Origin of the sequence: Shewanella sp. SW32 (genome assembly GCF_025653365.1) — a bacterium.
Taxonomy (GTDB): Bacteria; Pseudomonadota; Gammaproteobacteria; order Enterobacterales; family Shewanellaceae; genus Shewanella; species Shewanella oncorhynchi.
Window position 1 is genome coordinate 11722 of the sequence record NZ_JAKKSJ010000014.1, and the last position, 22810, is coordinate 34531.

Genomic DNA, 22810 nt, shown 5'->3' on the forward strand with positions numbered 1-22810 from the left:
GGAATATGCAAAATCGTGAACAAATCCTCGCTATGCTGACCACTATTTTAGTGGACGAATTCGAAATTGATGCCGAGGCGATTACGCCTGAGGCTAACCTGTATGAAGAGCTCGATCTCGACAGCATTGATGCAGTCGACTTAGTGATAAAACTGCAGCAACTGACAGGTAAAAAGATCCAACCCGATGAATTTAAATCAGTTCGCACAATCAATGATGTGATTAATGCTATCGAAGGTTTAGTTAAAACCTAATGCGAGCCTTGCTACAGGTCTTAACCGCCCTAACTTTGCTGGCCTACCCCGTTGCCGTGTATTTAGGGCTCAATTACTTACCTGCTGGCACCATAGCGCTCGTGCTGTGTTTATTGCTGATAATGCGGCTAATGCTACAAAAGCAAAAGGTTAAGACATTAGTTTTACCACTATTGGTGGGGATTATGCTCACGGCAGGCAGTTATCTTGCCAAGCGCAGTGATTGGCTGCTGTATTACCCAGTAGTGATAAATCTCACTATGCTGGCGCTGTTCAGTTATTCACTGCACACTGGCCCTAGCATGATCGAACGTTTAGCCCGTTTGAAAGAACCCGATTTACCGGATGAAGCCACTGGGTATCTTAAAAAAGTCACTCTACTTTGGTGCGGCTTATTTATCTTCAATGGCACTATGGCGGCTTACACCGCTGGCTTTACTAGCTTAGCAACCTGGACCTTGTATAACGGTTTGATTGCATACGTACTCATGGGACTGCTCCTCGGTGGGGAGTGGTTATATCGCAGCTTTTGGTTGAAGAAAACATGACACAGCTACTCAAAAACTGGTTAACCCAAGGGCCCTTTGCCCAACAACTGATCAGCTTTAATCACCACGACATAGTCACAGGTGCATTATTTACCAATCAGGTGGCGTATTTTTATGAGCAACTGCTGGCCGCGCCAGAGAAAAAATGGCTGCTCGCGAGTGATACCAGCGATCTGTTTGCTGTCGGTTTATGTGCGGCGCTGTTAGCAGGCAAGGAAATTATCTTACCAGCCAACACCCAAACGGGCACGCTGAGCGAGTTAACCCACCAGTTTGAAGGCATATTGTCGGACAAGCCATTGTGTGAAAGTCAGGCCTTTATTCTACTGAGAAAAGAGCTGAGCCTGCCGAGCAAGCCTTGGCCGGCGAGCGAGGCTATCGGTGAACTTGTGCTATTTACCTCCGGCAGCAGTGGCGAACCTAAGGCGATCCGTAAAACACTTCAGCAATTAGACGTTGAAGTCTCAGTGCTCGAACATACCTTTGCCGAACATTTACCCCATTGCAGTGTGGTTTCAACGGTTTCCCACCAGCATATCTATGGCCTGTTATTCAAAATTTTGTGGCCACTCGCCGCCAGTCGGCCGTTTTTAAGTGAGCAGATTGAATACCCAGAAACCTTAAGCTATTACACAGCCTTACTGCCAAACCTATGTTTGATCAGTAGCCCAGCCCAGTTATCGCGTTTACCTAAGGCCTTAGAGCACGAGCGGCAGCTGCGCTCACCTAGCTTAGTGTTTAGCTCTGGCGGGCCCTTAAGTTTTGCGGCGGCTCAGGGGATCAGCCAATGCTATGGCCATCTGCCCATCGAAATTTTTGGTAGCACAGAAACGGGCGGCATCGCCTATCGCCGTCAGCATGAGGCCGATGAACCTTGGCAAGTGTTTGACAGAATATCGATAGATCAAGATCCTAACGACGGAGCCTTGCTACTTAAATCACCCTATTTGGCCGACGATGAATGGTTGCGCTGCGAAGATAAAATCGAACCAACCGAAAATGGCCAGTTTAGACTCAAGGGCCGACTCGATCGCATCGTTAAGATTGAAGAGAAACGCCTATCACTGGCACAAATGGAAACGCTGCTCTGCAGTCACGCCTATGTTGAGCAAGCCGTACTTGTCGTATTGCCGCAGTTTAAATCCCAACTGGGCGCGGTAGTGACCCTCTCCGCACTTGGCCGCAGCGTGCATCAAGAGCAGGGAAAACTCAGTATCAACAATGCGTTAAAAGCACATTTACTAACACAATTTGAGCGAGTCACCCTGCCACGCCGCTGGCGTTATCCCGATATTTTGCCGCTGAACACTCAGGGTAAGCGTGTCACTGCCCAGTTAGTCGAGTTATTTGATCATGATTAAATCGAGTTTACCGCCGATCCTGCATTCCAATATCGGCATGGATAACATTGAATTACGTCTGTTAGTGGCGGCCGACCTTGAATCTTTTAAGGGACATTTTCCCGAGCAAGCCGTACTGCCAGGCGTGACGCAATTAGATTGGGCGGTGCGTTTAGGCTGCCAATATTTCGGCTATTGCGAAGCCGTAGCCAACTTAGAAGTGCTTAAGTTTCAGCAACTCATACTGCCGGGGCAAGAAGTCACCTTAAGCATTAGCAACAATGCAGCTAAGGGAAAACTCACCTTCGCCTATAGCGATGGTGAAAACCGCTACGCGTCAGGTCGTATCGCCTTCGATATCTCGCCAGTTAACTGCAAGCCTTCTGATACCAACAGCAGCGATGGGGCGAGCCAGTGCTAACACCTCCCAGCGACTTAGTAAAGTCGGCGCCCATCAAGCTCGCCTTAGTGATCCCCAATTACAATCACAGTGCCGCAATTGCCCAGACCTTGGCCGAACTCGCCCAATTTAATCTGCCCTGTTATTTGATTGATGATGGCAGCAATGACGAAACCCGTTATCTACTGCAATCCTTAGCCCAAACCTATCCTTGGGTGACTTTGCTGCTGCATCCTTACAACCGTGGTAAAGGCGCTGCTGTGATGACGGGCCTACGCCGAGCCTACCGCGATGGCTTTAGTCATGCACTGCAGGTCGATGCCGATGGTCAACACAATCTAGCCGATATTCCAGCTATGGTAGCAAGGGCGCAGGCTAAACCCGATGAACTGATTTCAGGCAAACCCGAGTACGATGAATCCGTGCCTAAGGGCAGGCTCTATGGCCGTTATATCACCCATTTTTGGGTGTGGGTCGAAACCTTAAGCTTTGATATTCAAGATTCTATGTGTGGCTTTCGCGTTTATCCGCTGGCCGCTACTGAGCGATTACTGCGCCAGCAAGCCTTAACGGAGCGAATGGATTTTGATATTGAAATCCTCGTAAAACTCTACTGGCAAGGGATGGAAATTTTATTCCAGCCGACTAAGGTGATTTATCCCGAAGGTGGTGTTAGTCACTTTCAAGGTGTGGCCGACAATGTGCGCATCACTAAACTGCATACCAAGTTATTTTTCGGCATGCTCAAACGCCTGCCTTGGCTATTGAAGCGTAAATCACAGCAACAAGCCGCGCAAAACTCCCATTGCTCGTCAGCAACACAATCGACTTCAGCAACATCATCAACTTCAGCCACCCATTGGTCGGGCATGAAGGAGCGCGGCAGTTACTGGGGCATCAAACTGTTAGCCGAGAGCTATCGTATTGGCGGCCATTGGTTGTGCCGCGCCATTATGTATCCTGTGATTTGCTATTTCTTTCTCACGGGCAAAGTCACCCGTAACGCCTCGTTAGACTTCCTGCGCCGCGTACAAGTACTTGAGCCGCAACATCCTAAGCTCAATCAGCCCATAGGCTGGCGCGATAGCCTGAATCACTTTTTAGCCTTTGGCAATGCCGCACTCGATAGAATCGATGCCTGGTGCGATCGCATCCAATTGAGCCAAGTGGATTTCCCCGATCGCCAAGTGCTGGCCGACCAACTCGAAAGCGGTAAAGGCGCCGTGTTATTAGTGTCGCACCTCGGTAATTTAGAGCTCTGCCGCGCCATTTCGGTCCACCAGCGCAAGGTCAAAGTAAACGTCATGGTGTTAACGAGCCATGCTGAAAATTTCAATAAGGTACTCAAACAGTTAAACCCTGATAGCACGCTTAATCTTATTCAAGTGACCGAGCTTAACCCCGCGACGTCTATGCTGTTGCAGCAAAAAATTGAAGACGGTGAACTGGTGGTGATCGCGGGCGATAGAACCTCGCCGAATACCCAAGGTCGCGTCATGTATGCGCCGTTTATGGGTCAAGATGCCGCGTTTCCCCAAGGGCCGTTTATTTTGGCTGGCTTACTCGATTGCCCTGTGTTTTTAATGTTTTGCCTACGGGAACAGGGCCGTTATCGGGTGCATTTAGAGCACTTCGCCGAAACACTAAAAGGCCCAAGGGCGGGCAGAATGGACAGATTACAGCAGGCGGTAAATCGCTACAGCGAACGCTTAGAATACTTTGCCAGACGCGAGCCTTTGCAATGGTTTAACTTCTTCGATTTCTGGCGTAAAGACAGCGAGTTAGAACGCGCATCAGCCAATTCAGTACAAGCCGATGCTGTAACAACAGAATCAGCATCATCGCAGATCCCAGAGCAGGATCATAAGACAGACAGGACAAGTCATTCATGAGCCACACCCAAGCCGCCGACTCAAAGAATCAATCAGACTTAAAAACTGTTGAGTTCGGCCGTCAATTTCTTACCTTAGAACAAGTGGTTGCCATCGCCAAGGGCGCACCAGTCAAGCTCTGTGACGATGCGGATTATCAAGAATACATTCAAAAAGGTGCGCGCTTTATCGATAGCCTGCTGCACGAAGAAGGCGTGGTTTATGGTGTAACAACTGGTTATGGCGACTCTTGCACAGTCAATGTGAGCTTAGATCTGGTCCACGAATTGCCACTGCATTTAACCCGCTTCCACGGCTGCGGTTTAGGCGAGACCTTAAGCATAATGCAGGCCCGCGCGGTGATGGCTTGCCGTTTAAACTCCTTAGCCATTGGCAAATCTGGCGTGACCTATGAGCTATTAAAGCGCATCGAAACTTTGCTCAATCTCAACATAGTCCCTGTAATCCCAGAAGAAGGTTCGGTCGGTGCCAGTGGTGATTTAACACCGCTGTCGTATTTAGCCGCCGTGTTAGTCGGTGAGCGCGAAGTGATTTACCAAGGTGAGCGCCAAGCGACTCAAGATGTCTACGCTAAGCTCAACATTATCCCGCATGTCCTGCGTCCAAAAGAAGGCTTAGCCCTGATGAACGGCACGGCTGTGATGACGGCCTTGGCCTGTTTAGCCTTCGATCGCGCCCAATATCTTGCCCGCTTAAGTAGCCGCATTACCGCTATGGCTTCGTTAACGCTAAAAGGCAACTCGAACCATTTTGATGAAATCTTATTTGCCGCTAAACCGCATCCGGGACAAAACCAAATCGCCACTTGGATACGGGAAGATTTAAATCACCACGAACATCCGCGCAATTCGGACAGGCTGCAGGACAGATATTCCATCCGCTGCGCACCGCACATTATCGGCGTATTGCAGGATGCGCTGCCCTTTATGCGTCAGTTTATCGAAACCGAAGTCAACAGCGCTAACGACAACCCGATTGTCGACGGCGAAGGCGAGCATATTCTCCACGGGGGGCATTTCTATGGTGGGCATATCGCCTTTGCGATGGATTCACTGAAAAATACTGTGGCTAACTTGGCCGATCTTATCGATCGCCAAATGGCACTGGTAATGGACCCTAAGTTTAATAATGGCTTACCCGCTAACTTATCCGGCTCAACCGGCACGCGCCGCGCAATTAATCATGGCTTTAAAGCGGTGCAAATTGGCGTATCGGCGTGGACAGCAGAAGCACTCAAGCACACTATGCCCGCCAGCGTGTTCTCGCGCTCGACCGAATGCCACAACCAAGACAAGGTGAGCATGGGCACTATTGCCGCCCGCGACTGTATGCGCGTGCTGCAATTGACCGAACAAGTCGCGGCGGCAGCCCTGCTCGCCATGACCCAAGGTATTGGTCTGCGTATCGCCCAAAATGAACTGGACGAAGCCTCGCTCACCCCTTCATTGGCGAAAACCCTCGCTCAAGTGCGCGGTGATTTTGAGACCTTAATCGAAGACCGGCCGCTTGAAGCCGTGCTGCGCCAAACCATAGCTAAAATCCAAGCGGGTGAATGGGAAGTGTGCCGATGAAATCATTGCTCACTATCGATATGGAAATGCAAATCCCCTTCCACGATGTGGATTCCATGGGGATCACTTGGCATGGTAATTACCTGCGTTATTTCGAGATTGCTCGCTGCAAACTGCTCGATGAGCTGGGCTATAACTACCGCCAAATGCAAGCATCTAACTATGCGTGGCCAATTATCGATTTGCAGATTAAATACGTCAAAGCCAGCACCTTCGAGCAAAAAATCACAGTCCGCGCCGAGTTAGTCGAGTGGGAAAACCGCTTAAAGATCAATTATCAAATTCGCGACGTTGAAACCGGTGCGCGCATCACTAAGGGTTATACCATTCAAGCGGCGGTCGATATGTGCACCCAAGAATTGTGTTTTGTCACCCCAGAGGTGTTCCGTGACAAAATCGCCACCCTGCTCGCTAAGGTGGAAGACTAATGAACTCAGTACTCGCCAAGAGCTCTGCGCTGACGAAGAATCCTGTGCTGACAAAGTGTGCATTATTTCTCTGCTTAGCTTTTGCTTTGATAAGCCTGCCACTCAAGGCTGAGACTTTAGCCGCGCCCGACGCTTATCAAACACTCTTTAGCCAAAGTGCAGATACCGCGCAGCTTGTCACCTTAAGCCAAAAACTTAACTTGGGCGAAACGGTGAGAGGTCAGTTTGTGCAATCTCGGCAGTTAAAGGTGCTCAAAAAGCCGTTAATCAGCCAAGGTCAGTTTATCTTCGATCAAACCCAAGGACTGATTTGGCAGCAGATAAAGCCCTTCGAATCCCTGCTGATTTTAAAAGATAAGCAGCTTATTCAGCGCGATAGCCAAGGTCGAGTCCAAGTCAGCAAGGCCGATGCCTCGGCGAGCGCCGCCGCTATGGGGGATTTATTGCCCAGCCTAGTGCGCGCTATGCTCGGCGGTGATATTTCCGGTTTAAGTGAAAACTTTGAACTGCACTTCCTCATTACAGACAAGTTAAGCCCAGAGAGGTTGAGCACAGACGGCCAATGGCAATTGGGCCTAACGCCCAAAGATCCCTTAATGAAAAAAGCCATCGCCAATATGGTGTTAGAGGGTGGCGATACCTTGCAATCCTTAGTGCTGCTGAGCGCAGCGCCGAATGTGAGCCCACAGGATATGACCCGCATCGACTTTAGTGCGCTTTCCCAAGGTAAACTCAGCGAAACCGAATTGACGCAGTATGCTGTGGCGATAGAGGCGAATAAACCTTAACCATGGCCTCCAACTTCGCCGTGCGCGCCAATCAAGCGCTAATACAATCATCCCCTAAATGGCGCCTCGCCATTTGGTTGCTAGTGATGCTGTCTGCCAGTCTATGGACGTTGCAACTCTGGCAAAACGGCGCACGGGTGCAGAGCGATATTCTCGCCATGCTGCCGCATTTACAGCAAGACAAACTCACCGAACGCGCCCTTAACCAAGTAGAAGCCACGCTCGCCGATCAAGTCTATATTGCGCTCGTCGCCAAGGATGAAACCACGGCAATCGCTGCGGCTAAGCTGTTGATGCAAAAGCTTGAAACAGACCTTGTTGCTACTGGCAAAAATGCTGCACTCACAGAGATTCGCAGCGCCGATATGCAGCTCGGTGAAGCCTTGGGGCAATACTATTTCCCCCACAGATTTAAATTACTGACAGCGCCACAAGCTGAGGCGTTAGCAACGAAAGACATTGGAAATCTGATTGAAGCGGCCACAGCGCAGCTTTACAACGCCTTTAGTTACGCCAATAGCAACTTGCTTGCCCAAGATCCGCTGCTGTTATTCCCCGCCAATTTACTCGCCCTCGCGCCGAGTTCAAAAGTCAGAGCCAGCCAAGGTATTCTGCTGGCTAATCAAGGCGATAATGTCGCTGCGGTTGTTATGGCAAAGGGCCAAGAAAGTGCTTTTAATCCCAATGCGCAATTGGCGCAGATGACGGCATTAACCCTAGGATTGGATGCGGTTAAACAAAGCTATCCCGATATTACCCTGCTTAAGGCTGGTGCCCTGTTTCACGCGATTGCAGCGACCCAAACGGCTAAGAGTGAAATATCGATCCTCGGTCTTGCATCTTTACTTGGGGTAATAGCTTTAGTCTGGCTGGCGTTTCGTTCTGTGATGCCGCTACTGCTAGCAATCGTGACTATTTCCAGCGGGCTGTTGCTGGCCGTAACTTTTACCTTAAGCGTGTTTGGCGAGCTGCATTTACTCACCTTAGTGTTTGGTACTAGCTTGATTGGCATTGCCATCGACTACAGCTTTCATTTTTACTGCGAGCGCTTAAGCGATACCGAACGGAGCGCTCAGGCGACGGTCGCGTATATCTTCCCCACAGTGACACTTGCCTTTATCACCAGTGCGTTAGCTTATGTGGGCATAGGTTTAGCGCCGTTTCCAGGAATGCAGCAAGTGGCGATTTTCTGCGCCGCGGGGCTGCTCGGGGCTTATCTCACCCTCATTCTCGCCTACCCACAGTTAGCGGGAAGTCGTTTGCCATCTGGCTCCCGCCCATTAGCGTTAGCGGGGAAGTACCTTGCCAACCTCACTCAGTTATCCAACAGATTGACCACGCCTTTAGGCATGAGCATGTTTGCTTTAGTGATAGTGGTGTGGTGTCTGGTTGGCGTAACCAAGTTAACCGTCGATGACGATATTCGCCATTTGCAGCAAAGCCCCGCGAGCGTGACTGAACCTGAAAATCAGCTCAGGCAGCTGCTCAGCGGCGGCACAGATAATCAATTCTTACTGGTACGCGCCGCGAGTGAAGAAGCACTGCTGCAACAGCTTGAGCGAGTGTCGCCACAGCTCGATGCCGCTATTGCGAACCAAGAGTTAGGCAACTACGTCAGCCTCAGCCGGTATCTTCCCAGCCATCAAAGGCAAGACACGGCTTATCGCTTACAGGGTGATATCTATCAAACTCAGATAGATACTGTGCTCACAAGCCTTGGGTTGGATGAGAACTTAAAGCCAGAGCTGCAAGCAAGCTACTTAGCAGCTAAAGAGCAATATATCGCCCCAGCGGATTTCTTTACGCTAGAGGCAGGTAAGCAACTCGCACCGCTGTGGCTAGCACCAAATAGCAAGGCCACCGACTATGACGATCTAAATGATGGCGGCGCGATAAATGATGATGGGGCGAGCGCTGAGTATGGTGCCATTGTCTTGCTTGGTGGCATTCAGCAGATCGATGCGCTCAAGGCGCGCTTTGCCCATGATGAAAGCGTACAACTTATCGATAAAGTCGCGGATATCTCCGCCGTCATGGGCCATTACCGACTGTTAACCCTAAAGCTGTTAGCGCTCGCACTCGGTATCGCACTCTTGTTGTTTAGCCTGAATTTTGGCATTAAAAAAGCCGCGGTTGTCGTTGCCGTTCCAGCCCTTGCGGCCTTGCTAACGCTTGCAACCTTAGGCTTAACGGGCTCGCCACTGAGTCTGTTCCATGCACTCGCGCTCATTTTAGTTTTCGGGATTGGGATAGACTACAGCTTGTTCTTTGCCTCTGCTCAAAACCACGGCAAGGCAGTGATGATGGCGGTATTTATGTCCGCCTGCTCGACCCTATTAGCCTTTGGTTTACTCGCCTTTAGCCAGACCCAAGCGATTCATTATTTTGGTTTAACCCTGTCGCTAGGTATAGGTTTAACCTTTTTACTTTCGCCACTGATTTTAACGACTAAAAAGTCCTGATAACGACAAGGAACGTACTTTACATGCCTACACCCGCTCACGATTTATCGGCTATGCCAAATTCACTTGCCGTCGATGTGGCTATTATCGGCGCAGGACCTTCAGGCGCCATTGCCGCCAGCTTGCTACACCAACAAGGCAAGCGCGTGCTGGTGTTAGAAAAACAACATTTCCCCCGTTTTTCCATCGGTGAAAGTTTACTGCCCTGCTGCATGCAATTAATCGAAGAAGCCGGCATGTTAGACGCACTCAATGCCGCCGGATTCCAGCATAAAAATGGCGCCGCCTTTCGTCGCAATGGCACTTACACTACCTTCGACTTTACCGATAAATTTACCCCTGGGCCTGGCACCACATTCCAAGTGCAGCGCGCCAGTTTTGATAAACTGTTAGCCGATACCGCCCAAAGCCAAGGGGTCGAAATCCGCTACGGCGAAACCGTCGAGGCGATAGATTTAACCGAGAATCCATGCTTAATGGTGCGCAATGAACAGGGCGAGCTTTATCAAATCAGCGCCCAATATGTGCTTGATGCCAGTGGTTTTGGCCGTGTGTTACCCCGCTTGCTCGACTTAGAAAGTCCGTCTTGCCTACCACAGCGCAGCGCCATCTTTACCCATGTGGAAGACAACATCAGCGATCCTAACTTTGATCGAAATAAAATTTTAATCAGCGTCCACCCAGAGCATAAAGACATTTGGTATTGGCTCATTCCCTTTAGCAATGGCCGTTGCTCACTCGGCGTGGTTGCCGAACCGCAATTACTTGCGCGTTTACAAGGTTCGCTTGAGCAACAATTGATGAGCATAGTCAATGAAGAACCAGGACTAAAAGCCCTACTGGCAAACGCTAAGGTGGTGCAAGAATGCGCCACACTCAAGGGTTATTCAGCCAATGTGTCACGGCTTGCGACCGACAAGTTCGCCCTACTGGGTAATGCCGGCGAGTTCCTTGATCCGGTATTTTCCTCCGGCGTCACTATCGCCATGCAATCGGCATCGATGGCGGCAAAATGTGTGACTAAACAACTCAATGGCGAAACGGTTGACTGGCAAGCCGATTACTCTGCGCCTTTAATGCAGGGGGTGAATACCTTCCGCACCTATGTGCAAGCTTGGTATGATGGCCGCTTTCAGGATGTGATCTTCTATGAAGAACCGAATCCACGCATCAAGCAAATGATTTGCTCGATTCTGGCAGGCTACGCTTGGGACCTCAATAATCCCTTCGTTAAAGACTCGGAGCGCCGCCTGAACATGGTGGTCGAATTGTGCCAAAACCAAGTTGCCATTCCTGAATTTGCAGAGGCGTAACCGCATGTCGCTTAACTTTGACGCGAAATGGCGAATGTTCCCCGCGCTACTGATCATCAGTCTGGGGCTGACGGGATGTAGCGAACTGCTGTTCAGGCAAACCTGTGTCGGCCTCGCTAAAGACATGCGTTATTGCTTGGCGCCACTACCCCATGATTTTGCGCCCGCAGCCGATAAGCCTCTGACTAAGCCGACGGCCAAACCCGCCGACATTAGCAGCCAGCAAACCGACAGCAAAGTTAAGCTAACTTCGCCCCAGTCCTTTAGCCAAAAGGTCAGCATTAAAGTGGGTGATAAATCCCACGAGCTGCTCACTCAATTAGAGTTAGAGAATGAGCGCATGACGCTCGTTGGCTTAGCGCCACTCGGACAGGCTTTGTTTACCTTAGTTTATGATGGTAATACACTCAGCAGTGAACAAAGCGTGCTGCTAGGGAACAGTTTTAAAGCTGAGTATTTAATGGCGATGATGCAACTGATCTATTGGCCTGAGCAGAGTATTCGCGCCCATTTAGAAGGTGGTCATTTAGTCACAGGTCTTTGCGATACGATTGGGAGAAATCAGGGCGATACGCTTGAAGGCACCCGAGTGAATACAATCCCCTGTCGCCAGATCTATAGTCAAGACACCTTGATCAGTAAAAGCGGCCAGCAAACCCATGTGGTGCAAATCCGTTATCAACAAAATATCGGCGATGCTCTTTGGCAAGCCCACATCAGCTTAACTATGCCACAAGCTAAATTTGAGCTAGAAATCGAACCTATTTAATCTGTTAGCATCCGCACTTAACTGTGCCATGGTAAAAAGACACACAATGATGAACAGAGTAGCTATTACACAGATTGGATTGTGTACCCCGCTAGGGCAAGATCCCCAGCAGGTTTTAGACCGCCTGATCGCCGGTGATACCAGTGCGATGCTACGCAGTGACACTCTCCTGTTCGAGCACCCAACCTTAGTTGCCCCCGTGACGGCAGCACTACCAACCATTCCCGAAAAACTCATTCAGTTCGATTGCCGTAACAACCAATTACTGCTGTGCGCCGCACTGCAAATTGCGACCACAGTTGAACAAGCGAAACGGGATTTTGGTCATGCCCGTATTGGTGTTGTGCTAGGCACAAGCACGTCAGGGATTTCAAAAGGTGAAGCCGCGCTGAGCTACCGCAATCAATACGGATACTTTCCCGCGGATTACCACTATTTCCAGCAGGAGCTCGGCAGCACCAGCGACTTTTTACGCCAATATTTTGAGCTAGATGGTCCTTGCTACACGATTTCAACCGCCTGCTCATCCAGCGCCAAAGTCTTTGCCAGTGCCAAACGCCTATTACAGGCGAATCTCTGTGATGTTGTGATTGTCGGCGGTGTCGATAGTTTATGCCAACTCACAGTCAATGGTTTTCACGCCTTAGAATCTGTCTCTAAAGGCCACTGCAATCCTTTTAGCATCAACCGTGATGGCATCAATATCGGCGAAGGCGCGGCGCTTTTCGTCCTGACTTTGGGCGAGTCAGAGGTCATGCTAGCGGGTATTGGCGAGTCGAGCGATGCGCACCATATGTCGGCGCCACACCCCGAAGGCGAAGGCGCGATCAAAGCCATGCACGCGGCGTTGCAAGATGCACACATTGCAGCAAAAGACATTAGTTACATAAACTTACACGGTACAGCTACGCCTAAAAATGATGCGATGGAAAGCCGCGCCGTGGTTGAGGTGTTTGGCGTGAACACGCCCCCTTGTAGCTCGACCAAGCCCTTAGTCGGCCATACCTTAGGTGCCGCTGGCGCCATTGAAGCCGCCTTCTGTTATTTATTACTTTCAGCACATAATCACCGCCAAGCCCTGCCGCCCCATCAATGGGACGGACAAGTCGATCCACAGGATCCGCCCATTGTCTTGGTCGAGCGCCATCAAGTCGCTGCTAAGGGCGCGCTTAATTATGTGATGAGCAATTCCTTCGCCTTTGGCGGCAGTAATGCCAGCCTAATTTTCTGCCGTAACGAGGCCTAGTACCATGCAGTTACTTAAGATTAACCAACCCTTTGCCGAACAGGATATTGCCGATTTTATTCCCCATAGGGCACCGATGATTTTGCTCGATAAAATCATTGGCTATCGGCGCGATAACCTAGAGACCGAAGTCACTATCACGGCCAAGAGCCCCTATTTCGATGATAAATATCAAGCCGTACCCAATTATGTGGGTATCGAATATATGGCCCAAAGTATTGCCGCCCTTGCTGGGGTTGAGGCAAAGCTTCGCAATGATAAAATCCGCGTCGGGTTTCTATTGGGATCGCGCAAATTAACCTTGTATGCAAAGCAATATGAGCTCGGGCGCACCTATCGCACCCAAGTCAGCCGCCTCTATCAAGAGGAGTCGGGATTAGCGGTATTCGATTGCCAAATTTATCTGCTGCCCGAAGCCGGCACTGAGCTAGAAAAGAGCTTAGTGGCCCAAGCCAATGTGAATGTGTTCCAGCCTCAGGACACACAAGCCTACCTTGCAGGCAATCAAGACGCGGCAAATAGAAGTCTTGGGCACTAAAGCAATGATGTAGATAAAAAAGCCTTAAAGCGCCTTAACAATCGACCTTTTTACCATAAATACATGAAACCCCATACCGACACATAACGATAAAATGGGGTGGAGAAAACAGATGAATAACAGAGTATTAGTTACCGGTTCGAGCCGTGGTATTGGTAAAGCCATCGCCCTAAAACTCGCCGCTGCGGGTTTCGATATCGCCCTGCATTACCACAGTAACCAAGCGGCTGCCGATGACACTGCCGCGCAAATCCGCGCGCTTGGAGTGAATGCGAGCCTGCTGAAATTTGATGTCGCCGACCGCGCAACCGTCAGAGCCGCCATTGAAACCGACATTGAGGCCAATGGTGCCTATTATGGCGTGATCCTCAATGCTGGTATCAACCGCGATACCGCCTTTCCTGCTATGACAGAAAGTGAGTGGGACAGCGTCATCCACACTAACTTAGACGGCTTTTATAATGTCATCCATCCCTGTGTGATGCCTATGGTACAAGGCCGCAAGGGCGGGCGTATCATTACCTTAGCCTCTGTTTCTGGGATTGCGGGCAACCGTGGCCAAGTCAATTACAGCGCCTCAAAAGCGGGTATTATCGGCGCAACTAAGGCATTGTCATTAGAACTAGCAAAACGCAAAATCACCGTCAACTGTATCGCTCCCGGCTTGATTGAAACCGACATGGTGGCCGATATTCCTAAAGATATGGTCGAGCAATTAGTGCCGATGCGCCGCATGGGTAAACCGAGTGAAATCGCCGCCTTAGCTGCATTTTTAATGTCTGACGATGCCGCCTATATCACTCGCCAAGTGATATCGGTCAATGGAGGCATGATCTAAATGAGCGAGCCGACAAATCAAACCCGCTTAGGGAAACGAGTGGTTGTCACTGGCATTGGCGGCATTACCGCCCTAGGCCATGATTGGGAGGCGATAGCGGCAAGCCTTAAGGCGCAGAAAAACTGTGTTGTCACTATGGGCGAATGGGATAAATACGATGGCCTCAATACCCGCTTAGCCGCGCCCATTAGCGACTTTGAAGTGCCAAGCCATTATTCGCGCAAGAAAATTCGTTCTATGGGTCGGGTTTCCATCATGGCGACCCGCGCCAGCGAGCTTGCATTAATCGATGCGGGATTGTTAGACGATCCTATCGTGTCCTCGGGTGAAATGGGTATCGCCTACGGTTCATCCACGGGCAGTACCGATGCCATCATCGCCTTTGGCGATATGTTGAAAACCGGTGATATGTCGGGCGTCACCGCCACGAGTTATATCCGCATGATGGCACACACCACAGCGGTAAATGTCGGGGTATTTTTTGGCTTAAAAGGCCGAATTCACACCACCAGTAGCGCCTGTACCTCGGGGAGCCAAGGCATAGGTTACGCCTATGAAGCCATCAAATACGGTCATCAAACCTTAATGTTGGCAGGCGGCGGCGAAGAACTCTGCCCCACAGAAGCTGTCGTGTTCGATACCCTGTTTGCCACTAGCACTAAAAACAGCACCCCCGAACTCACGCCACGCCCCTTCGATGCGAGCCGTGATGGCCTCGTGATTGGCGAAGGTGCTTGTACACTGGTACTCGAAGAGCTAGAACACGCCAAGGCGCGCGGCGCCAAGATTTACGCTGAGTTAGTCGGTTTTGGCACGAATTCAGATGGCCAACACGTCACCCAACCGAATGCGCAGACCATGGAAATCGCTATCAGGTTGGCGCTCAAAGATGCCCAGCTTGAGCCTAGCGCCATAGGTTATGTGAACGCCCACGGCACGGCAACGGATCGCGGTGACATCGCCGAGAGTCACGCGACCCATGCAGTTTTTGGTGCTGGTATGCCGATTTCATCCCTTAAAAGCTACACGGGCCACACCTTAGGCGCATGCGGCGCGTTAGAAGCTTGGGTGAGTATTGAGATGATGAATGCGGGCTGGTTTGCGCCAACACTCAATCTTGAAAGTATCGACCCACAATGCGCTGATTTGGACTATATCCGTAACGAACTGCGCCCAATCGATACAGATTATGTCATGAGTAATAATTTCGCCTTTGGCGGCATTAATACCTCGCTGATTTTTAAACGCTGGAAAGATTAACAACAGATACAAACCCTATAAGGACATACCCATGAAACCACTCTTTGCAGGCATGCTGCTTAGCATCAGTTTATTAAGCTCGCCTTTATTGGCTCAGGAATATACGGTTGAAACCTATCAAGAAATCTTTAAGGGTGATAACCAATTCAAGCAAAAAGAAGCCATTGAATCACTCACCATCGCTGGTTTATCCGATCCTGCCATTTTTGATGCGCTCGAAGCCAAGCTACTCGCATCTTTGCCCCAAGCCACTGAAAAAAATGCCATTGACTACAGTGCTTGGTTAGTCAAAGGCTTAGCTTATTCAGGCAATGATAAGTACAGCGAAACCATCAACAAGATTGTTAATGGTGATTATCCTAAAAAACTCAAAAAATACGCAGGTCAAGCTTTAGAAAACATAACGATATATAAAAAATGGAATGCGATTCTTGCGGATAAAAGCCAATATACTGCCGATCAAAGTCAGCAAAATAATGCCTTTGCCAATGCCCTACGCAGCAATGATTTAGAATTAATGCGTCTCGCAGCTAAACGCATCATAGATGACCGCCAGTACGATGATTTTATCCTTGCCGTACTCAGTAACGAATTGAAAACACCACGCTTAATGGCCGATGACAAACTCGCCATCGATACCTATGCCAACATGGCAAAAGCGCTAGCTAGTTCAGGGAATACCGCTTACCGCGATGTGATTGAAAATATGGCAACCACGAGCTCAAACAAAAAACTCAAAAACTACGCCGAGAGTTATTTGAAGAAATACTACTAAACCTACCCGTTTTACGCTTAATCGAGTAAATCATGGCCGAGCTTATCCTCGGCCATTTTTATATTCGCCTATACAGGCTTGCCATGGTAATCACTCACTACACTGTGAAAGAACCTAGAGGCTCTAAGTTGATAAACGAGAGTTACGGAAGGCGAAGAGGCAGTTAAACATAGATATTGTTCAGAGTGAGGCCAACCATGGTACAGGCTCGACGACACGCAGCCAGTCCATCCTTGGATGCTCGACCGCCCCGTCCATGGGGCGGACGGTCGTCTCGCCAATCACCACGGTTTGCCTTTCGAGCACAGGCAACATCTGTAAGCTTAAAAAGCTAGAGTCACATTAATAATCTGAAAGTAGAACAGTTATAACTAAAAACTAATATACTAAACGGTAGGAGGCTTATTATATTTTTATTATGAGAAATCGTTAAAAAGATGAAGATATTGCTCAAACTCACTTCCGGTTAAAAGTTTGACACTATCATCGCTTTTCATCTTTCGGATTAAATTCTCAATAGAGATTTCAACGCCAACCTTATTATTCCGATGCAAACAAATAAGATTTTCCAGATACTCGCATTTCCCAAAATTATCAAACCTGCTTATTAAGTTGTTTAAGTTATTACGAAAACCCTGTTCAATTTGATAAAGCTGACTAGGTTGATAAGCATGCTCCCTAACATTAACCATACTATTCCAAACTAAAGTGTATTGTTCCAGAGCCTTTTGCGCATTATCTCCATTTGGATCACCAATATAACTTATTTCTCGCTCACATCCAGACCAATTATGTTTGCCAGAACGATACATAGTCGAATAATTCAACTTGAGCTTTGGATAAAGTTCGTAACTAAAAACACTTCCAATGAGCTCTATAAATGAAAAAGCTGTGTTTGATGGAAAATTAACTAAAGCAGCGTCTAACCTAGCGCAAAGTTGTTCCGTTCTTCGCAATGAAACCTGATGAAAAGCACAAAACAGTGCTACTATTTCGTACGCAACATCTTTAGTTACTGCTGGGTACATTAGTACAGGATCAAACTCTATTATGGAGAAGAAATCGTTTGCCTTGATAAAATCCAAATAGTTTGGCTCAGATAAAGTTAACCGCCTTTGAAAAAATCGACTTAAATATTCTTCTGAATCAAATTTTTCACCGTAAACAGCCTTAATTGAACACTCTAGTTGCTTAGTATCAGTAGACATCACGAAAACCAACTTAGGAATATCAAACAAGTGCTTTATCACCTCAAGCATTTCAATTGCATATGTAGGTCGACAGCGATCTAATTCATCAATAAAAATATAAACTTTATTTTTATTAGACAGTTCACAAACTTGCTTTATTAAATTAGATAACTCCATTTTAAACTCAACGGCAAACTCTTTATGCTTGTTATGTATTGAAAATATCTCTCTCCCAAACTCGCCTAAACGATTCTTTGATACACTTTGATCATTAGCCGTATCTTTAACTGCCACACCAATTTCTTTAAGTAAATCGCCAAACTCACTACCTAGAAAATGTTTACCTAAAGCCATGGTGATTACTGGCAAAAAGTTTTTTGCTAACTTCCAGCCAGCATTGAATATTTTACTTTCGGTTTCCGAAAAGTCTGTTATTCCACTCTGACATTTTAATTTAGTCAACAGTTCAGCGGTGACAAGGGCAAGTGGATCGTTTAGATAATCAGATTCCCATGCGTCGATTTTGATCGCAACATATCTTTGCTCCCCAAGTTTACGACACCAATTATCGACAAAGAAGGTCTTACCCGTACCCCACGCGCCGTTAAGATTCGCTACATATGCTTTTTCATCACTTCGAGTATCCAAGTACTTCGTAAACGCATCAGCCTGCTTCTCTCGAATTTGCCTGTAAGCACAGGTTGAAAAAGCTAGTGAAGATGTAGAGTCATTCATGAGTTTTTATTCCATATTTCGTATACTTTGCGGCTCAATGTTACTGCCAATCAATATTTCCTTATTAGTTTCTCTTTTATATGATATTTGACGCTCAAATAACACTGAAATCAAAGGAGTACACCATCCCCTCGGAGTTGCCGCAGGGCATTAGCGTTCGTTGCGTGATCGAGGCATGGATGCCGAGATAGCGTCAGTCGAATCAGGGACGAGCGTCTGACGCGATAGCATAAGGACGCTTAATGCCCAAGAGGCTTTCAACTCCGTTGGGGACGCCGGGGGATATCCAAAAGGGGAACAGGCGCTTTTCCCCTTTTGGTCGGGTGTGGGGTGAAACCCCACGACTTTGATTTTTGCTTTGATAAAAAGTTTGTGGCCTAGCATTTGCTTATCCACCACGGCGCAATTGCAAACAGATAACAAAGCAATGACGCCATTATGGATAAGCCACAATTATAGGGAGTAACCGATCTGCCATGAAATCCACCATAAGAGCCATGAAAATCACCTTAGATGACCTTAAAGGGCCTGAGATTGCGGCTTTACTGCAGGAACACCTCAACGATATGTGGGCAACCTCACCGCCTGAAAGCGTTCACGCATTAGATCTTGATGGCCTGCGTCAGCCCAATATTCGCTTTTGGACCCTATGGGATGGCAATAATTTAGCGGGCTGCGGTGCACTAAAATGGTTAGATACCGAGCACGCCGAGATCAAATCCATGCGCACCGCCGCGCCCTATAAGCAGCAAGGTATAGCGTCTAAAATATTGCAGCACTTGATTAACGATGCCAAAGCCGCAGGTATCAAACGTCTGAGCCTAGAGACAGGTTCGATGGACTTCTTCAACCCCGCTCGCCTGCTCTACTGCAAATTTGGTTTTGAAATCTGTGGCCCCTTCGCCGATTATCGACTCGATCCCAATAGCGTGTTTATGACGAAGAGAATCTAAAACACATGCGCCTTAGTCTTTGAAATTCATCTCTAAGGCGCTTTGCTGCAGTTAAGTATTCGCTCGCTTAACTACTGATGCAGTTCTGTGCCCGTTCCACCAATGGATAATAAACCCAAGTAACAACCCCCAAAATGCACTGCCGATGCCCAGCACACTAAAACCCGATACCGTGACCAAGAAAGTGATCACCGCTACTTCGCGATCTTCCGTTTTAGCTAATGCGGCGGTCAGGCTATTGGCGATAGTGCCAAGCAGTGCTAATCCGGCGATGGCCAGTACTAATTCCTTCGGGAAAGCGGAAAACAGGCCAACCACAGTGGCGCCCAATAACCCAGTGATAAAGTAAAATACCCCGCCCCACACCGCAGCCCAGTAACGGGTCGCGGGATTCGGGTCTGCTTCTTTACCCATACAAATCGCCGCTGTGATAGCGGATAAGTTAAAGGCAAAACCGCCAAAGGGTGCGAGAATGACCCCGATTAACCCTGTGCTCGTGATCAAAGGTGAAATGGGCGGCCTGTAACCATTACCATGCAGCGCAGCAACGCCCGGCATATTTTGCGAGGCCATAGTCACCACAAACAGCGGCAGCGCCACGCCAATCACACTCGCCAACGAAAACTCAGGTGTAGTCCACACCGGCATCGCCAGTTGCAACTGAACGGCATCTAGCTTGAGTAAATCTAATTGAAAACTCATGCCTATACCCACCAACAAGGTCAGCAAGATGATGTAACGCGGCGCAAAAGGCTTAACGACGACAAACACCAACAACATGATCAAAATTAGACTCAGCTGGGTTTGCATCGCCTGAAATAGCCCTAGGCCAAATTGCAGCAGAATCCCCGCCAACATGGCTGAAGCGACTGACTGCGGCATGATACGAATAAGTTTATCCATCCAGCCCGCCACCCCGCAAAGAGTGATTAAAATCGAACTCACCAGAAAAGCGCCTATGGCTTGGTTTACGCTCAACCCCGCTAGGCTAGTCACCATCAGCGCCGCGCCCGGTGTAGACCAAGCCGTTAGAATAGGATTCTTGTAGTAAAGCGATAACCCTATGCTGGTCACGCCCATGCCCACACCTAAAGCCCACAGCCATGAACTGATCTGTGCAGGTGTCGCCCCCACAGCCTCCGCCGCTTGAAAGATGATCACAGCCGAGCTGCTATAACCCACTAATACCGCAATAAATCCCGCTGATATTTTTGATAAACTCCCTGCATCTCGCCACATATCCACTCCCTTTCTCTGCAATTGATGTCGCCATTACTTTGTGCGCTATAACTTATAAAATGAACAAGATAGCTTTTGTGCGCTATAACGTACGAGATGGACAAGATAGCACCTGTGCGTTATAACGTACAAACTAAATTTTCATAAAAATGATGGGGCCATTGTGCAGACGATAAACAGCTATCTCGCCACCACGCTTAAAGCACTTCGCAACCAAAAGGGATGGAGTTTAGATAAAGCCGCCCAAGAGACGGGCGTTAGTAAGGCCATGATAGGACAAATCGAGCGCGGTGAATCAAGCCCAACTATTGCGACGCTGTGGAAAATTGCCAGTGGATTCAATATCTCGCTGTCGACCTTTCTCGAACCCACACCCCAGAGCCAAGGCGCAGTATTCCGTAAGCCCGACGAGTTACGCCAACAACCCGCCACCGACGGCATGCTAGTCGCCTCACTCTTCCCCTTTGAAGAGCGCTTCGGTTTCGAGATGTTTGAACTGACCCTGCTGCCAAACTATGAGCGGCTTTCTGAGCCCCATGAAACGGGTGTCACTGAGCATGTCATTGTCTTGAGCGGTACTATGGAAGTGCTAGTCGATGGTGAGTGGCAACCACTCAAGCAAGGTGAAGCGGTACGATTTGCGGCCGACAAACCCCATGGCTATCACAATCTAAACGAGCAAGCCGTGGTATTCCACGACATCATTCACTACCAACGAGGCAGTGAATACAGCTTGTAGCAGCTTATCTAACGCCAGTAATGCAGAGGTTCGAGTACCAACAACGCCAAAGACCAAACCATTACTACCGATAATCTGCAGCGCTTGCACTCGCCAATTCATTAGAATAAACTTATTGAAAATTTTCTAATGGTAGGGGCAATGCTATGTTTCAATCTTTACTGGCTAAGTTATCCGGCAGCCACTCAGGCGAAAAATGTTGGCAATTGATTGAGCAAGGCGCACGGGTGATTGATGTGCGTTCACCAGAGGAATTTGCCTCCGGTCACTTGCCCCAAGCCATTAATGTGCCATTGCCAACGCTCGATCAATGGTTACACCAAGTTGACAATAAACAGCATCCCTTCGTGCTCTATTGTGGCGCGGGTATTCGAGCGCAAAAAGGCTGCGACATTCTCAAGGCCAATGGCTTTAGCTGCGTGGTAAATGGCGGTTCGCTTAAAGATTTAGTCTGCTGCCAGCCGAGCTAATTTAAGCCTTGGTTGTGCGGCGCTAATCAGGCCAGTCTGTACATTGTGATGACTTAAATATCTGCGAGGTGGTGTATGCATAAAACAAATCATGCCAAAGCGTTACAGTTTGAAGCCACACAGGGTAACACTGCTGAAAAGCCGCTTGAAACTGAGCGCCATGCACGCTTTAGCATCAGTCGTAATCGCGACCAAGCCAGCACTAAGGTGCGTTATGTTGAGACAAGCACCCTAGCCAAAGGCTGCAGCCTTTGCGAATAAACAGCTAAATCTGCGACTTAAAACTAGCCGCTCGAGTCTAGTTGCTCAAACCTAGCCACTTAAGCCAAGCGTGCTTAGCTGAAATGGACATACAAAAATGCCAGCCTATTAAAGGCTGGCATTATTTATTCAGCTAAATCAAATGACTCAGCTAATCAACGGAACAATTAAGCTTTCAGCTGATCGATACTGTGTTTCGCTTCGCCCATGCCTTTGTCGTGTGCTTCAGGACCCATGTTCAGCGCTTCGGCGTAAACCACTTCAACATTAGTGATCCCCATAAAGCCTAAAACCGTTTTCAAGTAAGGTACAACATGATCCGTTGGGCCATCTTTGTGAGCGCCGCCACGGGTCGTCACCAACACGGCGCGTTTACCTTCCACTAATCCTTTTGGACCCGTTTCAGTATAAGTAAAAGTCACACCGGCACGGGCGACAAAATCGATCCAGTTTTTAAGTTGAACCGGAATCGTAAAGTTGTACATAGGTGCAGCGATAACAATCGTATCGTTCGCTTTTAATTCAGCGACTAAGGTATCTGATAAGGCGAGCATTTCTTGCTGACGTGCCGATAATTCTGCACCACCGCGTAACCCAGAAGCGATTTCACCGTCTACCATAGGTAGTACGTCTTTACCGCCTAAATCACGCACTGTAATAGCGGCGCCTTGGGTTTCCCAGTGACTCGCTAAGTGGTCAATTAACACGGCAGATTGTGAATAACCGCCAAGAATGCTTGATTTTAAAATTAAGACTTTAGACATAATCTGCTCCGAAAATAGGTAAATGACTCAGAGTCAG

23 protein-coding genes are annotated in these 22810 nt (G+C 48.6%); 20 read left to right on the plus strand and 3 right to left on the minus strand.

What is annotated here, in order from left to right:
* The first annotated feature begins 5 nt into the window (after window positions 1-5).
* From L5M28_RS10025 to L5M28_RS10100, 16 genes are all read left to right on the plus strand, one after another.
* Complete coding sequence (locus L5M28_RS10025; protein WP_011787696.1) at window positions 6-254, plus strand: acyl carrier protein; 249 nt, start codon at window positions 6-8, stop codon at window positions 252-254.
* Entirely contained in the window at window positions 254-802 is a 549-nt protein-coding gene (locus L5M28_RS10030) for a hypothetical protein (protein WP_219251361.1), read from the plus strand. The genes L5M28_RS10025 and L5M28_RS10030 overlap by 1 nt, the downstream gene beginning before the upstream one ends.
* The gene (locus tag L5M28_RS10035) at window positions 799-2163 is read left to right on the plus strand and encodes an AMP-binding protein (protein WP_263197169.1); all 1365 of its coding nucleotides are present in this window, start codon (window positions 799-801) and stop codon (window positions 2161-2163) included. Before L5M28_RS10030 ends, L5M28_RS10035 begins: the two co-directional genes overlap by 4 nt.
* The gene (locus tag L5M28_RS10040; protein WP_263197171.1) at window positions 2156-2563 is read left to right on the plus strand and encodes a thioester dehydrase; all 408 of its coding nucleotides are present in this window, start codon (window positions 2156-2158) and stop codon (window positions 2561-2563) included. The genes L5M28_RS10035 and L5M28_RS10040 overlap by 8 nt, the downstream gene beginning before the upstream one ends.
* Window positions 2557-4434, plus strand: a complete 1878-nt coding sequence (locus tag L5M28_RS10045) for a glycosyltransferase family 2 protein (RefSeq protein ID WP_263203223.1) — start codon at window positions 2557-2559, stop codon at window positions 4432-4434. Before L5M28_RS10040 ends, L5M28_RS10045 begins: the two co-directional genes overlap by 7 nt.
* Window positions 4431-6005, plus strand: a complete 1575-nt coding sequence (hutH, locus tag L5M28_RS10050) for a histidine ammonia-lyase (protein ID WP_263203225.1) — start codon at window positions 4431-4433, stop codon at window positions 6003-6005. Before L5M28_RS10045 ends, hutH begins: the two co-directional genes overlap by 4 nt.
* The gene (locus L5M28_RS10055) at window positions 6002-6433 is read left to right on the plus strand and encodes an acyl-CoA thioesterase (RefSeq protein WP_212600283.1); all 432 of its coding nucleotides are present in this window, start codon (window positions 6002-6004) and stop codon (window positions 6431-6433) included. The genes hutH and L5M28_RS10055 overlap by 4 nt, the downstream gene beginning before the upstream one ends.
* Complete coding sequence (locus L5M28_RS10060) at window positions 6433-7221, plus strand: outer membrane lipoprotein carrier protein LolA (protein WP_263203227.1); 789 nt, start codon at window positions 6433-6435, stop codon at window positions 7219-7221. Before L5M28_RS10055 ends, L5M28_RS10060 begins: the two co-directional genes overlap by 1 nt.
* 2 nt (window positions 7222-7223) lie before the next feature.
* Window positions 7224-9683, plus strand: coding sequence for an MMPL family transporter (locus L5M28_RS10065; protein WP_263203228.1), 2460 nt, complete (start codon window positions 7224-7226; stop codon window positions 9681-9683).
* 23 nt (window positions 9684-9706) lie between these two features.
* Window positions 9707-10996: an NAD(P)/FAD-dependent oxidoreductase gene (locus L5M28_RS10070; protein ID WP_263203229.1), complete on the plus strand. Its 1290-nt coding sequence runs from the start codon at window positions 9707-9709 to the stop codon at window positions 10994-10996.
* A gap of 4 nt (window positions 10997-11000) precedes the next feature.
* Window positions 11001-11765 carry a DUF3261 domain-containing protein gene (locus L5M28_RS10075; protein ID WP_263203230.1) on the plus strand — a complete coding sequence of 255 codons (765 nt, stop codon included), beginning with the start codon at window positions 11001-11003 and terminating at the stop codon, window positions 11763-11765.
* A gap of 46 nt (window positions 11766-11811) precedes the next feature.
* A complete protein-coding gene (locus L5M28_RS10080; RefSeq protein WP_263203232.1) occupies window positions 11812-13011 on the plus strand; it encodes a beta-ketoacyl-[acyl-carrier-protein] synthase family protein in 1200 nt (399 codons plus the stop codon).
* A gap of 4 nt (window positions 13012-13015) precedes the next feature.
* Window positions 13016-13549 carry a hotdog family protein gene (locus tag L5M28_RS10085; RefSeq protein WP_168826494.1) on the plus strand — a complete coding sequence of 178 codons (534 nt, stop codon included), beginning with the start codon at window positions 13016-13018 and terminating at the stop codon, window positions 13547-13549.
* A 112-nt stretch (window positions 13550-13661) separates the two neighbouring features.
* Complete coding sequence (locus tag L5M28_RS10090; RefSeq protein ID WP_263203233.1) at window positions 13662-14387, plus strand: 3-ketoacyl-ACP reductase FabG2; 726 nt, start codon at window positions 13662-13664, stop codon at window positions 14385-14387.
* Window positions 14388-15647 (plus strand): beta-ketoacyl-ACP synthase, encoded by a 1260-nt coding sequence (locus tag L5M28_RS10095; RefSeq protein ID WP_263203235.1) that lies wholly within the window; start codon window positions 14388-14390, stop codon window positions 15645-15647.
* A gap of 31 nt (window positions 15648-15678) precedes the next feature.
* On the plus strand, window positions 15679-16422 hold the full coding sequence (locus L5M28_RS10100; RefSeq protein WP_014609652.1) for a hypothetical protein: 744 nt from the start codon (window positions 15679-15681) through the stop codon (window positions 16420-16422).
* 416 nt (window positions 16423-16838) lie between these two features.
* Here the strand turns inward: L5M28_RS10100 and L5M28_RS10105 are convergent, their stop codons facing one another.
* Window positions 16839-18347, minus strand: coding sequence for a KAP family NTPase (locus L5M28_RS10105; protein WP_263203236.1), 1509 nt, complete (start codon window positions 18345-18347; stop codon window positions 16839-16841).
* Between the two features lie 476 nt (window positions 18348-18823).
* Between L5M28_RS10105 and L5M28_RS10110 the strand changes: the two genes are divergently transcribed.
* Complete coding sequence (locus tag L5M28_RS10110) at window positions 18824-19300, plus strand: GNAT family N-acetyltransferase (protein WP_263203238.1); 477 nt, start codon at window positions 18824-18826, stop codon at window positions 19298-19300.
* A 51-nt stretch (window positions 19301-19351) separates the two neighbouring features.
* Here L5M28_RS10110 and L5M28_RS10115 read toward each other — a convergent pair whose 3' ends face one another.
* Window positions 19352-20539: a benzoate/H(+) symporter BenE family transporter gene (locus L5M28_RS10115; protein WP_263203239.1), complete on the minus strand. Its 1188-nt coding sequence runs from the start codon at window positions 20537-20539 to the stop codon at window positions 19352-19354.
* A 163-nt stretch (window positions 20540-20702) separates the two neighbouring features.
* Here L5M28_RS10115 and L5M28_RS10120 point away from each other — a divergent pair, with 163 nt between their 5' ends.
* From L5M28_RS10120 to L5M28_RS10130, 3 genes are all read left to right on the plus strand, one after another.
* Entirely contained in the window at window positions 20703-21278 is a 576-nt protein-coding gene (locus tag L5M28_RS10120; protein WP_263203241.1) for a helix-turn-helix domain-containing protein, read from the plus strand.
* A 146-nt stretch (window positions 21279-21424) separates the two neighbouring features.
* Window positions 21425-21748, plus strand: a complete 324-nt coding sequence (locus L5M28_RS10125) for a rhodanese-like domain-containing protein (protein WP_105251132.1) — start codon at window positions 21425-21427, stop codon at window positions 21746-21748.
* Window positions 21749-21823: 75 nt separating this feature from the next.
* A complete protein-coding gene (locus L5M28_RS10130; protein WP_168826480.1) occupies window positions 21824-22009 on the plus strand; it encodes a hypothetical protein in 186 nt (61 codons plus the stop codon).
* A 167-nt stretch (window positions 22010-22176) separates the two neighbouring features.
* On the opposite strand, the gene azoR is transcribed toward L5M28_RS10130, so the two are convergent.
* Entirely contained in the window at window positions 22177-22773 is a 597-nt protein-coding gene (azoR, locus tag L5M28_RS10135; RefSeq protein WP_105251130.1) for an FMN-dependent NADH-azoreductase, read from the minus strand.
* Window positions 22774-22810 lie beyond the last annotated feature (37 nt).

What these genes read in the sequence shown, in the direction of transcription:
- L5M28_RS10115 (WP_263203239.1), bottom strand. Translation starts at nt 20,539, where the DNA reads ATGTGGCGAGATGCAGGGAGTTTATCAAAAATATCAGCGGGATTTATT.
- hutH (WP_263203225.1), top strand. Translation starts at nt 4,431, where the DNA reads ATGAGCCACACCCAAGCCGCCGACTCAAAGAATCAATCAGACTTAAAA.
- L5M28_RS10080 (WP_263203232.1), top strand. Translation starts at nt 11,812, where the DNA reads ATGATGAACAGAGTAGCTATTACACAGATTGGATTGTGTACCCCGCTA.
- L5M28_RS10110 (WP_263203238.1), top strand. Translation starts at nt 18,824, where the DNA reads ATGAAATCCACCATAAGAGCCATGAAAATCACCTTAGATGACCTTAAA.
- L5M28_RS10085 (WP_168826494.1), top strand. Translation starts at nt 13,016, where the DNA reads ATGCAGTTACTTAAGATTAACCAACCCTTTGCCGAACAGGATATTGCC.
- L5M28_RS10130 (WP_168826480.1), top strand. Translation starts at nt 21,824, where the DNA reads ATGCATAAAACAAATCATGCCAAAGCGTTACAGTTTGAAGCCACACAG.
- L5M28_RS10030 (WP_219251361.1), top strand. Translation starts at nt 254, where the DNA reads ATGCGAGCCTTGCTACAGGTCTTAACCGCCCTAACTTTGCTGGCCTAC.
- L5M28_RS10075 (WP_263203230.1), top strand. Translation starts at nt 11,001, where the DNA reads ATGTCGCTTAACTTTGACGCGAAATGGCGAATGTTCCCCGCGCTACTG.
- L5M28_RS10095 (WP_263203235.1), top strand. Translation starts at nt 14,388, where the DNA reads ATGAGCGAGCCGACAAATCAAACCCGCTTAGGGAAACGAGTGGTTGTC.
- L5M28_RS10055 (WP_212600283.1), top strand. Translation starts at nt 6,002, where the DNA reads ATGAAATCATTGCTCACTATCGATATGGAAATGCAAATCCCCTTCCAC.
- L5M28_RS10070 (WP_263203229.1), top strand. Translation starts at nt 9,707, where the DNA reads ATGCCTACACCCGCTCACGATTTATCGGCTATGCCAAATTCACTTGCC.
- L5M28_RS10040 (WP_263197171.1), top strand. Translation starts at nt 2,156, where the DNA reads ATGATTAAATCGAGTTTACCGCCGATCCTGCATTCCAATATCGGCATG.
- L5M28_RS10065 (WP_263203228.1), top strand. Translation starts at nt 7,224, where the DNA reads ATGGCCTCCAACTTCGCCGTGCGCGCCAATCAAGCGCTAATACAATCA.
- L5M28_RS10105 (WP_263203236.1), bottom strand. Translation starts at nt 18,347, where the DNA reads ATGAATGACTCTACATCTTCACTAGCTTTTTCAACCTGTGCTTACAGG.
- L5M28_RS10100 (WP_014609652.1), top strand. Translation starts at nt 15,679, where the DNA reads ATGAAACCACTCTTTGCAGGCATGCTGCTTAGCATCAGTTTATTAAGC.
- L5M28_RS10025 (WP_011787696.1), top strand. Translation starts at nt 6, where the DNA reads ATGCAAAATCGTGAACAAATCCTCGCTATGCTGACCACTATTTTAGTG.
- L5M28_RS10090 (WP_263203233.1), top strand. Translation starts at nt 13,662, where the DNA reads ATGAATAACAGAGTATTAGTTACCGGTTCGAGCCGTGGTATTGGTAAA.
- L5M28_RS10060 (WP_263203227.1), top strand. Translation starts at nt 6,433, where the DNA reads ATGAACTCAGTACTCGCCAAGAGCTCTGCGCTGACGAAGAATCCTGTG.
- azoR (WP_105251130.1), bottom strand. Translation starts at nt 22,773, where the DNA reads ATGTCTAAAGTCTTAATTTTAAAATCAAGCATTCTTGGCGGTTATTCA.
- L5M28_RS10125 (WP_105251132.1), top strand. Translation starts at nt 21,425, where the DNA reads ATGTTTCAATCTTTACTGGCTAAGTTATCCGGCAGCCACTCAGGCGAA.
- L5M28_RS10035 (WP_263197169.1), top strand. Translation starts at nt 799, where the DNA reads ATGACACAGCTACTCAAAAACTGGTTAACCCAAGGGCCCTTTGCCCAA.